This is a genomic window from Sabulibacter ruber, from assembly GCF_017355955.1.
GTDB lineage: Bacteria > Bacteroidota > Bacteroidia > Cytophagales > Hymenobacteraceae > Nibribacter > Nibribacter ruber_A.
The window spans coordinates 742,611-756,638 of the sequence record NZ_JAFFID010000001.1; the positions used below are offsets into that span (position 1 = coordinate 742,611).

Here is a 14,028-nt window from a genome sequence, read left to right on the forward strand (position 1 = left end):
CCCATGCCCTACCGCCCAGAATCCTCAGCACCGCTCGTTTCTAGCCTGTTTTCACCTATTCAAGACAAAAACAAAAGAAGACTTGCAAGGCATGTAAGTTTTAGAGCCAGTTGGCTAACTTGAGCCTTGTTGCAGAAAAGAAAGACAGAACGCTATGCAGAATGCCCGCATCAGAAGAATACTGTACACTGTCATCCATGGCACCGATACCGTTGCCGGCAGAAGGTTTGATGTGGTGCTGCTCTGGATGATTCTGCTCTCTACGCTCACGGTTTGCCTGGAAAGTGTCCCCTCGTTGAGAAGTGACTTTCAGCCCTACTTTCAGGCATTGGAATGGTTCTTCACTATCTCTTTTACCGTGGAATACCTGCTACGGATGTACAGTCATCCAAGGCCGCTGCGGTACCTGTTCAGCTTCTACGGCATCATTGATTTCCTGTCGGTGATCCCCACGTATGTGGCGTTCTTAATCCCGGGGTTCCGGTTCCTGATGACCATCCGGATTCTGCGGCTGCTGCGCGTCTTCCGCATTCTAAAGCTCACCTCCTACGTGGAGAACGCCCAAATCATCACCACCGCCCTGAAGGCCAGCTTGCACAAGATCACCGTGTTCGTGCTGGCCGTTTTCAGCCTGGTTTTGATTATTGGCACCGTGATCTACGTGGTGGAGGGCGAGGAAAACGGTTTTACCAGTATTCCGCAGAGCATCTACTGGGCCATTGTGACCATTACAACCGTGGGCTACGGCGACATCACGCCCCGTACTCCGCTGGGCCAGATGATCTCTTCCCTGGTGATGCTCATGGGCTACGCCATTATTGCGGTGCCCACCGGAATTGTGACGGTAGAATTATCCCGCATCAAAGCGCCCGAGGAGAATGCCACCCCTCTCACCTGTAGCAATTGCGAAAACACCGTCAGGAAATCTGATAATTACTGTAGCAACTGCGGCACCAAACTGGTTTGAGCTGCCAGAAAGGTGGTTTTAGGCTATTTTCTGCAAAACTGCTTTAAAACGCACTTATCTTTGGCGCTGAATTAATTTCAAAAGATGCATTTAGAAGCGCTACAGGCATTATGCCTTTCTTTTCCGGCGGTGACCGAAGATATTAAATGGGAGCACGACCTCTGCTTTTCAGTGGGTGGTAAAATGTTCTGCGTGGCCAGCCTGGAACCACCCCTCACCTTCTCTTTGAAAGTAACCGATGCCGAATTTGAAGAGCTCATCGCCCTCCCTTGTATTATGCCCGCCCCGTACCTGGCACGCTACAAGTGGGTTTTATTTGAGAATCCCTCGGCTTTACCGCAGGCCAAAGTGGAGCACCTGATCAGGCAGTCATATGAGCTGATCAAAGGTAAACTGCCCAAAAAGGAGCTGAAAGCCGCTGGTCTGCTATAGAGTAGAAACAAAGAGTACTTATACAATTGACCAAAGCCAACTGCGTGTAAGATGCAGTTGGCTTTGGTTTTTCTAAAAGGCTGCCTTTTAGCTGAGCTTTCAGAAAATCACCGCCAAAACAACCTTTGGGTCATAATTTCTGAAGTATCCCTCAACTGCTTTGAGGCTTCCCTCCCTGGTTCTGGGTTTCAGATGAGTGGTGAATAGTTCCAACGCGGCAGAAAAAAGGTAAAATAAATTCAGGTGTTATTTGGAATGTGTCTAAATAGGTGTTTAGTTTGTGGCAGTTTAGAAAATGTCTAAATAAAACATAATCCTTATGCCTCACCTATACCCTTCCTTTCAACGCAGCTTCGGCAGGAAACTCTCCCTCCTGGTTGTTTTTGCTATTTGTTCTCTTACCGCCTTTGCCCAGAACGGCTCCTTGAAAGGCCGGATCACTTCCTCAGACGGGGAACCGGCGGCTTACGTCAGCCTGGTTTTGAAGGAATTAAACAAATCTGTGATAACGTCAGAGGAAGGCGCCTATACCTTCAGAAACGTTCCGGCGGGCAACTACACCTTAATTGCCACCTGCATTGGGTTTAATACCCAGGAAAAAAACGTAGCCGTGGCCCCGGAAAGAACGGTCATTGAGGACATGGTGCTGGGCAAAAGCAGCCATCGGTTTGGCGAGGTAGTGGTAACTGGCAGACAAACCCTCAATGAGAAGCCTCTGGGCATTGGCAAGGTGCCAATTAAACCCTTGGATCTTCCGCAGAGCGTAACCATCATTGGCGCGGAGATCCTGGAAAAACAGCAAACCCAGACCTTGGGCGAGGTGATTCAGAACGTGAACGGGGTGTATGTAATGGGAACCACCGGTGGCACCCAGGAAGAGATTGGAGGCCGTGGGTTTGCCTTCAACAGCAATAATACTTTTAAGAACGGGGCCCGGTACAACAACAGTGTGATGCCGGAAACGTCTAGCCTGGAGCGGGTGGAAGTAATGAAGGGCAGCAATGCCATCCTGTTTGGGAATGTGGCCGCTGGTGGGGTTCTGAACCTGGTTACCAAAAAGCCCAAGTTTGAGAACGGCGGTGAGGTAAGCATGCGCGTGGGAAGCTACGACTACTACAAGCCTTCTCTGGATGTGTATGGCGCTATCAATAACAGCGAGAAAGTTGCCTACCGTTTGAACACCACCTACCTGAACGCCGGTAGCTTCCGGAACGGTGTTTCTGCTGAGCGCATCTACATCAACCCTTCCCTCCTGGTGAAAGCCGGCGCTAACACTGACATCTTGCTGGAAGGCGATTACCTGAAAGACACCCGCACGCCGGACTTCGGCATTGGCGCCATCAATTACCAGATTGCCAACATCCCGCGTAATCGGTTCCTGGGTGTTTCCTTCGCAGAAAACAACGTGGAGCAGAAAAGCGCCATGGTCACCATCACCCACCGTCTTTCTTCTGCCTGGGAGATCAGAGGGGTTGCCTCTTACCAGAATTATGACGCCAACCAGGTCAGCACAACCCGCCCTACCGGGTTCATCAAAGCCGCCGACGGCACTTACAACGGCGATCTGGCCCGCGGACTGCAGCGCAGTGCCACAGATGAGAAGTATTTCCTGGGCCAGGTTGACATTACCGGTAAGTTTAAAACCGGCTTCCTGCAGCACACCCTTCTGATTGGCGCCGATGCCGATAAGTATGACACCCAAAGCCCGGCGTTCATCACTATTGCGGCGTATGATACCATCAACATCTATGATCTGAATCGCTTTGAGCAGAAAAACAACGTTCCTTCGTTTGGCAGAAGAACCTATGACACCAAAACCCTGACCAGCCGGGTGGGCGTGTATGTGCAGGATCTGATCTCCCTTTCTGAAAAATGGAAAGTTCTGGCCGGTCTGAGATACAGTACCATTGATGTAGAAGGCGAAGGAAACCTGGTGGTGAAGGGAGTAGACAACCTGAACCTGACCTCCTCTTATGATTACGCCTTCAGCCCAAGGGTTGGGGTGGTGTTTCAGCCAACCAGAAACATGTCTTTCTTTGCCAGCTACGCCAACTCTTTCACGCCCAACACCGGAACCGATATCTACAATCAGCCCCTGGACCCTTCCATCATTGACCAGTATGAAGTAGGCATGAAAAACGAGTTGTTCAATGGTCTGTTATCTGCGAACGTAACCGTGTACCAGATCAGGAACAGTGACTCACCACAGACTGCCCTCTTCCTGGCAGATGGTACCTCCAACACCAACAACAACATCAGAGAGCTGGCCGGTGAAATCACCAGCAAAGGGGTAGAACTTGATCTGATGAGCAAAAGCATTAACGGGTGGTCGTTTATTGGAGGCTACAGCTACAATGACACCCGCTATACCAAAAGCAACATCTACTCAGAGAATGACCGCCTGCGCTACAACCCGGCGCATACCGCCAACGCCAGCGTGTATTATGCGTTTCAAAACAACCGGCTGAGAGGCCTCAACCTGGGAGTAAGCTCTTTCTATGCCGGTGACCGATTAGCAGGCCGCAACACCCGCCTAACGGTGCCCAATGACAACTACAGACTGATTGCCTTGCCAAACTACTTCCTGTTCGATGCCCACGTAGGCTACACCTTGCAGCGGTTGTCGCTTCGCCTGAAAATGACCAACCTGTTTGACAAACTAACTTACAACGCCCACGACGATAACAGCATCAACCCGATAGCTCCTCGTCAGTTTATGGCTACTGTGTCATACAAACTTTAAGCAGGAACCGGGGCAACTTCTACTAGAGTTGCCCCGGTTTTTTTGTCAGTATCCCCTTGGAAAGCGCGCTTTGGTGAAGGAGTAAGCGGTAGCTTTTGAAATCCTCCTTTAAATATCGTTTCTTAGTAGTGCCTTAGGCACCCTGTTTTTTCGTAAAGAGTTTTATTTAATGATATGGCAGACTGGAAAAAAGGCTTAAAACGAATGGGAATGGCAGGTTTTCTGTTTTTCCTGATCAAGGGCTTAATCTGGATTTTCATCTTTTTGGGTGGCGCAAAGCTGATTTTCGATTAAGAATCATCCGCTTACCTCCCCGCCCAGCCAATGGTGTTGGGTACCTTTCTCCTTAGGAATATCAATCTCCTTCCTGATTTTTGAAGGCAGCGTTTCAGGGTTGTTTTCCTGAAATTACCTTTAAAATGCTCTGTTCCTGCTCAGCGAAATTTGGGGCAGGATAGGGCATCTCCCATCACCTAAAGACTTTAAAAGCACTGCTAAAAAGGCCTCCGTTTCAGGGGTAGTTTTCCCAGAATAGCCCGAAAACATAAAATCGCAAAATTTCCCATGTTTCCTCCCGTTTTTCTCTTAATGTTGAGGCAAAGAAACCAGAGAGACGATACATGAACCTTGGAATTATTGGAGGAGGAATTGCCGGGCTTACCACTGCCATTGCGTTACGAAAATTGGGCATTAACGCCCATGTTTACGATGCCGCACCAATGTTTGAACCGGTTGGCGCGGGTCTTGCCTTGGCCGCCAATGCCATTAAAGGATTTCAGCGGTTGGGCATTGCCGATGAGGTCATTGCCGAGGGAAACCTGCTGGACGGCTTTCACATCCTGGCCGAAGACGGCAAACTCATTAACCGCACCGATAGCCGCGCCATCAGTGCCAGGTACGGTCTTGATAATTTCGTGATTCATAGAGCTTCTTTGCATAAGGTGCTGCTCCGGCATTTACCGGCCTCTTCCCTATTCCCCAATAAAAAAGCCCTAAAAGCCGACACTACTGGTCAAGGCGTTACCGTCTCGTTTCAGGACGGCACCCAAACTACCTTTGATTATCTGCTGGTCGCAGACGGTATCCATTCCGCCATCCGGCAGCAACTGCTTCCGGCATCGGCTCCAAGGTACGCAGGCTACACCTGTTGGCGGGCCATCATTGAGAACCCGGGGCTGGAAAGCCTGTACGCCTCTGAGACCTGGGGCAAAGCCGGTCGGGTGGGTTGGTCGCCGCTCAAGGGAAATAAAATCTATTGGTTTGCCTGCATCAACTCGCCGCAGAACAACCCAGCCATGAAAGCCATGGGGGTAGAGGATCTGCACCGCCACTTCGCGCACTATCACTACCCCTTGCCAGAACTATTCCGCCACACCAAACCAGAGCAGTTACTCTGGCACGATCTCTACGACATCGCGCCCTTATCTAAGTTTGCGTTCCCCAATCTGCTGCTGCTTGGCGATGCCGGGCACGCCACCACTCCCAACATGGGCCAGGGAGCCTGCCAGGCCGTGGAAGATGCCATTGTGTTTGCCGATGAACTGCAGAAAGACTTTGATTTTAACCAGGCTGCCCAACGCTTTGAGAAACGCCGCATGCCCCGCACGCACTGGATTACCCGGCAATCAAGGTTACTGGGAGACGTGGCTCAATCACAGAATCAGGTGTACATCAAGGTCCGCAACTTCGCGTTGCGCCACTTGCCCACCTGGGTGAATGACAAACAACTGGAAAAGGTGTACAGCGTAGATTTTTGAGACTTCTGCCCGGTCCTGTTTACTGCCTTTTTTCAGAAAAGCAGCGCTAAAACAGAGTGGGCATGTCTCCCATTACTCAAAAGGAAGCTCTAACAGATTTACCTCACAAAAAAACACTGATGGCTATTCTGGCTGTTTTCCAGTTGTTTACCTTGAAACTAGTACAATCTCTACCAGACCTATCTGGGGCCATAGCATGGGGAGTAGGCAGAATTTGAGTAATATTGTAGAGAATTTCTTATTAGACTTCCTACCCTTGAATACGTCCGTGCCGGCTTTCAGACAGACGCAACGCGTGCTTGATGATGCTTTTACCCCTGAACAAAGTACCAGTGCCCACCTCTACATCAGTTTTGGGGCGCACCGTATTAGAATTGGGGTATTAGATGCACAGCGTAACAAATTTGTGGCACTGGAAGACTATGAGGCCGAACGCCCGGCCACCGTGGAGCAAGCCATTACCGCGCTGCAAGACCTGAGCAGCGCTACGCCCCTCCTGCAGGAAAGAAAGTGGCAGCAAATACGCGTTGGCGTCAAAAACCAGCAGTTCACGCTCATCCCCGAGACGCTCTTTGACCTGAATGCCCGCGAAGAGTACCTCAAACTGAATGCCGTGGTGGAGCCGGAGGTAGAGCTGGTGCACCACCATGAACATCCTCGTTTGGAACTGGTGAATGTGTTCACTGTCCCCACCGTCTTGCAGAGCTGGTTAACAACTCAGTTCCAGGGCAGCCCCATGGAGTTTGTGCACCAGACCTCGGCTCTGATGGAAGGCTTCCTGCACATGGCCGAACGCAGCTCCCGTCCGCAGCTTTACGTCTACGTTGACAAGAACTACGTCACTCTGGTGGTGCTGCAAGGCCTCAAGCTGGAGTTCTGCAACTCCTTCTACTTCACCACTGCCGAAGACTTCATTTACTACGTCTTGTTTGTGTTGCAGGAAAAGAAAATGAACCCCGACCAGGACAAAGTAATGGTGTGGGGCGAACTGCTCTTGGATTCAGTACTCCACGAAATGCTCCGCCGCTACATCCGGCACGTACAGTTCGGGAAAAAGCCTACCGGAGCCGGCTTCAGCTACCGCTTCGAGACCCTTTTCAACCACCGCAACTTTGACCTGTACAGCCTTCACTTCTGCGACTAGTTGAATGAGTGATTGAGGGATTGAGTGAATGAGTGATTGTGTGAATGAAAGAAGTGCTGCGGGAGAATTGAGATTGTACTGGCAACTACAGCTGTTTCTATGTCATAGGATCTGCATACGCTCCATCGCAGCTGCTACACCTGAACAGGCTTAACAGAATAAAACATAAAAAGGAAGGCCTTTGCAGAGTTCTGCAAAGGCCTTCCTTTTTACTAATTCAAACTTTAGGATTAATCCTCTCCCCTTCTCCCCAATCACTCATTCTCTCAATCATTCAATCCCCCATTATCTCAATCCTCAAAGAGAAAAGAGGAAAATGAAGAACATGGCAACCCACAGGCCATCCAGGAAATGCCAGTAGCTACGAAGCATTTGGAGTTGCATGAGCCGGTAAGGGTCGCGGTTGAAGATGAGGCTGCGGATAGGATCTGCGGCTGCTCTGTTCACCCGTATGAACAGGAAGGAGCAGAACGCCAGTCCACCGGCCACGTGCAATAAGTGTAACGCTGAAAGCAAGTACAGGAACGTTCCCGCCGGATGCCCGTCAAACATGATGTTGGCATCTACCATCTCGTACCAGGCAATCACCTGAGACACAGAGAAAGCCATGCCTAACAGCAAGGCATAGAGCAAGCGCTTTTGCATGCTCACCAGGTCATCCTGGGCGTACAAGGTAGGAATCTGCTGCACAAAGAACCCACTCACCAGAATAAGGACCGTGCTAACTGAGAATAGCTTGGGTATCTTGAACTGGATAGCGGCCGAGGCTTCTCCTGTTTTATACAGGAACATGACGGTTAAAATCAGAAACAACATGCCCATGCCAGCCATGCTGATGTACAGGAGCATCTTGAGTGGGGGGACCTTCTCTATCTTTTCAAAGCTGGACATTTTGCCAGCGCCAATTTTATTTTGGTTCTCAGATTTCATGATCTTACTTGTTCATCTTCCCTTCTTGCTTTGCCGACCCGCGGCTTTGTAAAGTACTACTTCATATATATTACACTGTTAATCAGCAGAATGTTTAATCACACCTGCCAATTTGATGCAGTTTTTTTCTTAAACGTTGCTTTGCCTTTCTTCTATATTCAAAGGACATCAGGAAGGGTGCCTGCCCCTATTGGTTCTGTCAACTTCTTTTAAACCAGGAGCCAACCTTTCCAAACACCGCGTTGGCCGTGATTTTGGGCATGTTTCCGGTGCCCAATTCAACATAGGTTTTGTTGTTCACCCGCACATCTACCACCAGGCCCGCCTTGAGGAGCAGTTGATTCAGTTCTTTGGCTTTTTCTAAGCTTTCTCCAAGGCCACCGCTTTTACCAGAAGAGGGTGGTAACACGTTGTACATGACCCTTTCCAGGGCCGCATGGTCTTTGAAGTTTACAATTACAAAGTTCTGTTCTGCCACTATGAGCACATGGTCTTCCAGAACTGTGAACACCAGTTGCGCCGATAATTCAAATGGAAAAGCACTCATGGTTACCCCTGGTTTGATCCGGTGGATTTAGTCTTCAGCGTGAGCTTGCCGTTTAATTTCCATTGTCCTGGCTGACCTTGCGGACCTGGTCCCTGCACAGCCACATCTTGAAAGTCTAGGGTAATATCTGTCTCTGCCGCCTTCAGTTTCTCTAACAGGATTGCCGCTAAATCTGAAAGCTTCTGTACCGGTTGGGTAGTGTTCTCCATGGTTTAAGTGGTTAAGTGTCACAAAGATGGTACGAGGCTGAAAGCAGCCCGTTTCATTACGCTTTGAAGTTCAAATAGTCCTATATATCTAATATTCAGCCAATACGTATAAACAACCAGTTTACCGCCTATACACGCGGTAACTTCTTCTATGAAAAACATGTACAAATTTGGTCTGGGTCTGTTCTGGTGCGGTATCACCAGTATTCTGCCAGAAACTGCGGTGGCCCAGAACTGTATTCAACCCTTGGGTTTATCCAAAAACACTGAGTTTGTTTACCAGGTAACAGACAAAGGCCGCAACAACGGTACCTTGAGCAACAAGGTGGTGCAGCAGATGGCAAACAAAGAAGGTGTTTATGTAACCACGTTCAAGAGCGCCCGCCTGGGAAAAACAGGACGTCCTGAAACGACTGAAGAATACCGCATTAAATGCTCAGGCGATACCATCTACCTGGATGCCATGCTCTTGTTAAGAGAACAGGCCCTGAAAGCCTTTGAAGGGAAAGACTTTTCCTATACCCCGGTAGACATCCCCTACCCTCAACAAATGAAGGTAGGCCAACTGCTGCCCGACGGTAAATTAGGAGTAAAAGTACGATCCTCCAACATTGACATCACACAAATTTCTATGGTGGCCACCAACCGAAAAGTGGAGGCCCAGGAAACCATCAATACCCCGGCCGGCTCCTTTGACTGCTTCAAAATCAGTTATCAGTACATTGTGGAGCTAGACGCCATGGGCATGCCCCTGCGCGATGTCTTCAGCGTAGAAGAGTATTTTTCTTTAGAGCATGGTCTGGTTAAAGCCCAGTTCACCACTAAACGCGGTAAAAAAGCCAAAGGTCTTGAGCTGATTTCCAAACGGAACACGGCACAGGCCCTGCAAAATAAATAGCAGGCTTTTTGGTCATAATACAAAGTTGAGTAGCTTTAATCCTAGAACTACCTGTCTTTGTCATGAAAACGTATCTATACCCGGCAGCCTTGGCTTTGCTTGTGGTAATGGCCAGTTGCACCAAAAACACCGAAGAGCAAAAGACCGCTTCAACGGCCACCCCTGAGAAAGTCACCACCTACGGAGACAAATTCTCGGCTGAGGGGGCTATTTCCGCCGCCGAATTACCGGCCCTGTTAACCTCCCAGGATTCTGCCAAAGCCAAGGTAGCCACCAGCATTGTGGATGTGTGCCAGGCCAAAGGCTGCTGGATGAACGTGGCCGTGGAAGGCCAGGAACCCATGCGCGTGACCTTCAAGAACTACGGCTTCTTTATGCCCAAAGACATTGCCGGCAAAGAGGTGGTGTTTGAAGGAGTAGCTTTGAGAGACACGGTATCAGTGGAAGACCAGCGGCACTTTGCCGAAGACGCCGGTAAATCTAAAGAAGAGATTGCCGCCATCACCAAACCAAAACCTTCCATCACTTTTGTAGCCTCTGGGGTGCAGGTAAAAGAATAATCCCACCTCTCCTGTTTTAGGGCCTTTTCTGTAAAAATGGTTCTAAAACAGGATATCTATTCCCGTAGCAAAAAGAGGCCTTAGGGTTTTACTCCAGGTGGCGTATCAACCAACCCTCAGCGGTGGTTCTATCCTCAAAAGACTTCAGGGTGATGGAGGTGCTCAGGTGCTGCTTAAATAGATCAAAAGATTTTCGGCCATAGATGCCCGGCGAGAGGATATGGGCCATCCATCTCAAACCCAGGTTGGAGGCGGTAGGCGCCCATTTATAGGCCAGGTACTGTACGGCTGCATCCCAGGGGCCAATAAGCTCCTGGTTGCTGTTCAGCAATCCTTTACAGGGTTTTTCCCGCAAAATGGAAAGCACGTGGTTACTGCCCATTACCATGGTTTCCAGGGATTGGATGCCAATCCAGTTCACGTAGATATAAGACTGATGGTGCAGTTGGTACGCTTCAAAAAAGACATCGCCGTTAGCCTTCCTGAGCTCCTTCTTGTCTAGTACATCCATGGGCAGCTTACCAGGTATCCAGCATCAGAAATTCAGGCTGCTCTCTTTTTCACGCACGGCTGGCGTTTGCTGTAAGAAAGTTTGAATGGCAGCAATAGTCTCTTCTGGGGCACTTAGGTTGGGGCAATGGCCGGTGGCGTTCAATACCACCAGTTGGCTGTTGGGTAGGTGGCGGTGCATGTACTCCCCTACCACTCTGGGGGCAATGACATCCTCAGAACACTGAATGATCAGAGATTCGGTTTTCAGATTGGCAAGGTCCTCCCGGTTATCAGAAAGGAAAGTGATGCGGGCGAAATCCTTGGCTACCTCCTCGTTACTGCGGCAAAAACTCTGGGCTAACTCCTCACCTAAGTGTGGCCGGTCTGGGTTTCCCATAATGACAGGAGCCATGGTGGAAGCCCACTTCAGGTAATCGCTGTCCAGGAAGTTGAGCAAACCGTCAATGCTTTCCTGGGTAAAACCGCCTTCGTACTCCCCATCATTGATGTAGCAGGGCGAAGGACCAATCAAAACCAACTTAGAGAATTTATCGGGGTCAATGATGGCCGCCAACACGCCAATCATGGCGCTCACTGAGTGGCCCACAAAAATCACGTCTTTCAGGTCAAGCTCTTCGCAAATCTCCAGTATGTCCACTGCATAGGATTGCAGCGAGGAGTACCGGTCAAGGGTATAGACAGAGGTGTCTGCCCCGCCAAAGCCTACGTGATCAAACAAAATAATCTGGTAGTCTTCCTCAAAAGCCGGGGTAACGTAGCGCCACATGTTTTGGTCGCAGCCGTACCCGTGCGCAAAAAGCATGGGCTTTGTTCCCCTGCCTCTCACTTTTACATTGTTTCTGGTAATTGCATCCATGGTCAGGGGGGTTATGGTGAAACAGATTAAGGAATTGAATATTAATTAGATGCAATATACGAAGCTATTTGACAGCATACTGATTTTTCCACATTTTTCTAGAAAGAAGTCAAAAATGAATTGTGTCTAAGGCCCTAATCACAGGAAGTTGAATGCTAGCCTTAATACGCTTGAATCTTTCTTTTCTCCCTTGGTTTGGTTTTGTTTCTGGCCTGTTTCTGCAAATAAGACTTCAATCTGCCACAAGCCGGTCATAGTCGTCCTTCCCTTATCCCAGCTTTCACATTTCCGCACTTTTCAAAGAAGGCCAACCACCAAAGAAATTGCCCGTTAAACCTCAGAGCGGGAGAATCGTTTCCTGCGGGATACCACGCGATCCATGGTGGGCAGAGAAACCTCTGCTAGTTTTGACACGATTAACGACTGATTATGGAATCTTTGAAAGGAAAGACTGCTCTGGTGACGGGTGCCGGAAAAGGGATTGGAAGAGCAGTAGCCATTGCATTGGCGAAAGAAGGAGTAAACGTGGCACTTTTAGCCCGTACCGAAAGCGATTTACAGAAGGTAGCCACTGAAATTGAAGCCCTGGGGGTGGAAACCTCAGTTGTCACCGCCGACGTGACTAACATTGTCAGCGTAAACGAAGCGGTGGAACAGGCCCGCCAGGAGCTGGGCTTTATTGACATCCTCATCAACAACGCCGGAACGGCCTCCTTCGGGAAGTTCCTGGATTTGGAGCCAGACCAATGGGAGCACATCATCAAGGTGAACCTGTTAGGACCGTACTACGTGACGCGTGCCGTGCTCCCCGCCATGATCTCCAAAAAAACGGGCGATATCGTAAACATCTCCTCTACCGCGGGCCAGCGCGGGGCCGCCGTAACCAGTGCCTACAGCGCCTCTAAATTCGGGCTGATTGGCTTGTCTGAGTCCCTGATGCAGGAAGTAAGAAAGCACAACATACGGGTGACTACCCTTACCCCCAGCACCGTAGCCACCGATTTGTCGCTTGACCTGAAACTCACCGACGGAAACCCCGAGAAGGTCATGCAGCCCGAGGATTTCGCTGAATTCCTCATCTGCCAGCTCAAACTGAACAGAAGGGTTTTTGTGAAAGATGCGGGTATCTGGTCTACCAACCCTTAAGCAGCAACTCAGCAAAACTTCTTGCAGGTATAAAATTGAAAAGGGGCTGATTTCCAGGAATCAGCCCCGTTTCGATTTTTAGCTCTATTTCAATCAGAAACCCTTCAGGTCAATCTCGCCGGTTTCGTGGGCAGGAATGATACGTTTGGTCTGTTTCTGGATGATCTTGAAATGATGCGCGTCTTCCGGGGTAACCAGAGTAATGGCCTCTCCTGCCGCTTCTGCGCGGCCCGTACGGCCTATCCGGTGGATGTAGTCTTTAGAGGAACGCGGCAAATCATAATTAATCACATGGGGCAGATACTGCACATCTATTCCGCGCGCGGCCAGGTCTGTGGCCACCAGCACCGGCACCTTCCCTTTCTTGAACAAGGCCAGCGCCTCGGTCCTCGCGCCCTGGCTTTTGTCGCTGTGGAAGGCCACCGCTTTAATGCCGTTATTGGCTAATTTGGTCACCAGATGATCGGCGCGCTTGGTAGCCGAGACAAAGACCAGTACCTGCTGCATTTTCCGCTCCTTGATGAGGTAGCGCAGAAACGGCCCTTTCCGCTCGGCATCCACCAGGTAAGCAATCTCAGAGATTTGCGCCGGGATGATGCTTTCCTCTTGCTGTACTTCCACCGTAACAGGATCACGCAACAGCGTCTCCTGAATGGCATTCACCTTGTTATCCAGCGTGGCCGAGAACAGCAGATTCTGGCGTCTTTTTGGCAAAAGTGCCAGAATCTGGCGCATCTCTTCCTCAAAGCCCAGGTTGAGCATTTTATCGGCTTCGTCCAGCACCAGGGTTTCCACTTCAGACAGGTGCACCGCTTTTGAGTCCACCAGATCCAGCAAGCGGCCGGGCGTGGCTACCAGGATATCGGTGCCCTGCAGTTTCATCATCTGCGGATTGATGGACACGCCCCCAAACACCGCCAGCGTCTTGATTTTCACCGGAATATGGGCACTGAACGAAAGAAAAACTTCTGCCACTTGCAAGGCAAGTTCACGGGTGGGCACCAGCACCAGAGCTTTCACATACCGGTTCCGGAAAGCCCGGTTGGTCTGCATCTTGTCCAGCAAAGGCAAGGCATACGCCGCCGTTTTCCCCGACCCGGTCTGTGCAATGCCCAGCACGTCTCTCCCTTTCATGATCTGGGGAATAGCCGATTTCTGGATTGGATAAGGCTCTGAGTACTGCTGCTGGGCCGCTTTGACAATAGGCCCGGATAAACCAAGATCTGCAAAAGACATAGATGGAAAATGCTATTAGAAAGGCACAAAGATACGCCTATGTTCCGCAGGTTTAGGTGAAACCTAAAAATATGGATTAAATAAACCCCA

General features: G+C 49.9%; 14 protein-coding genes. 8 read left to right on the top strand and 6 right to left on the bottom strand.

Annotation, left to right across the window (positions count from 1 at the left end; all coding sequences use genetic code 11):
- The first annotated feature begins 154 nt into the window (after positions 1-154).
- The 5 genes from JT719_RS03160 (at position 155) to JT719_RS03180 (ending at position 7,043) form a co-directional block, all read left to right on the top strand.
- Positions 155-967 carry an ion transporter gene (locus JT719_RS03160; protein WP_207430985.1) on the top strand — a complete coding sequence of 271 codons (813 nt, stop codon included), beginning with the start codon at positions 155-157 and terminating at the stop codon, positions 965-967.
- An 84-nt stretch (positions 968-1,051) separates the two neighbouring features.
- Entirely contained in the window at positions 1,052-1,399 is a 348-nt protein-coding gene (locus JT719_RS03165) for an MmcQ/YjbR family DNA-binding protein (protein ID WP_207430987.1), read from the top strand.
- Positions 1,400-1,718: 319 nt separating this feature from the next.
- A complete protein-coding gene (locus JT719_RS03170; RefSeq protein ID WP_207430989.1) occupies positions 1,719-4,142 on the top strand; it encodes a TonB-dependent receptor in 2,424 nt (807 codons plus the stop codon).
- A gap of 620 nt (positions 4,143-4,762) precedes the next feature.
- A complete protein-coding gene (locus JT719_RS03175) occupies positions 4,763-5,899 on the top strand; it encodes an FAD-dependent monooxygenase (protein ID WP_207430992.1) in 1,137 nt (378 codons plus the stop codon).
- A gap of 256 nt (positions 5,900-6,155) precedes the next feature.
- The gene (locus JT719_RS03180) at positions 6,156-7,043 is read left to right on the top strand and encodes a DUF3822 family protein (protein WP_207430994.1); all 888 of its coding nucleotides are present in this window, start codon (positions 6,156-6,158) and stop codon (positions 7,041-7,043) included.
- A gap of 297 nt (positions 7,044-7,340) precedes the next feature.
- Here JT719_RS03180 and JT719_RS03185 read toward each other — a convergent pair whose 3' ends face one another.
- The 3 genes from JT719_RS03185 to JT719_RS03195 all read right to left on the bottom strand — a co-directional run bounded on the left by JT719_RS03185 (position 7,341) and on the right by JT719_RS03195 (position 8,729).
- Positions 7,341-7,973 (bottom strand): cytochrome c oxidase subunit 3, encoded by a 633-nt coding sequence (locus JT719_RS03185; RefSeq protein WP_207430996.1) that lies wholly within the window; start codon positions 7,971-7,973, stop codon positions 7,341-7,343.
- A 199-nt stretch (positions 7,974-8,172) separates the two neighbouring features.
- A complete protein-coding gene (locus tag JT719_RS03190; RefSeq protein WP_207430998.1) occupies positions 8,173-8,520 on the bottom strand; it encodes a hypothetical protein in 348 nt (115 codons plus the stop codon).
- Positions 8,521-8,522: 2 nt separating this feature from the next.
- Positions 8,523-8,729, bottom strand: a complete 207-nt coding sequence (locus JT719_RS03195; protein WP_207431000.1) for a hypothetical protein — start codon at positions 8,727-8,729, stop codon at positions 8,523-8,525.
- Between the two features lie 160 nt (positions 8,730-8,889).
- On the opposite strand from JT719_RS03195, the gene JT719_RS03200 reads away from it, so the two are divergent.
- Both JT719_RS03200 and JT719_RS03205 read left to right on the top strand, forming a co-directional pair.
- Entirely contained in the window at positions 8,890-9,627 is a 738-nt protein-coding gene (locus JT719_RS03200) for a TapB family protein (RefSeq protein ID WP_207431002.1), read from the top strand.
- 62 nt (positions 9,628-9,689) lie between these two features.
- Complete coding sequence (locus tag JT719_RS03205) at positions 9,690-10,187, top strand: DUF4920 domain-containing protein (RefSeq protein WP_242693057.1); 498 nt, start codon at positions 9,690-9,692, stop codon at positions 10,185-10,187.
- Between the two features lie 88 nt (positions 10,188-10,275).
- On the opposite strand, the gene JT719_RS03210 is transcribed toward JT719_RS03205, so the two are convergent.
- Complete coding sequence (locus JT719_RS03210; RefSeq protein ID WP_207431004.1) at positions 10,276-10,698, bottom strand: hypothetical protein; 423 nt, start codon at positions 10,696-10,698, stop codon at positions 10,276-10,278.
- Between the two features lie 24 nt (positions 10,699-10,722).
- Positions 10,723-11,556: an alpha/beta fold hydrolase gene (locus JT719_RS03215; protein ID WP_207431007.1), complete on the bottom strand. Its 834-nt coding sequence runs from the start codon at positions 11,554-11,556 to the stop codon at positions 10,723-10,725.
- A gap of 429 nt (positions 11,557-11,985) precedes the next feature.
- Between JT719_RS03215 and JT719_RS03220 the strand changes: the two genes are divergently transcribed.
- Positions 11,986-12,702 (top strand): 3-ketoacyl-ACP reductase, encoded by a 717-nt coding sequence (locus JT719_RS03220; RefSeq protein WP_207431009.1) that lies wholly within the window; start codon positions 11,986-11,988, stop codon positions 12,700-12,702.
- 93 nt (positions 12,703-12,795) lie between these two features.
- Here the strand turns inward: JT719_RS03220 and JT719_RS03225 are convergent, their stop codons facing one another.
- The gene (locus tag JT719_RS03225; RefSeq protein ID WP_207431012.1) at positions 12,796-13,938 is read right to left on the bottom strand and encodes a DEAD/DEAH box helicase; all 1,143 of its coding nucleotides are present in this window, start codon (positions 13,936-13,938) and stop codon (positions 12,796-12,798) included.
- Between the last annotated feature and the right edge of the window lie 90 nt (positions 13,939-14,028).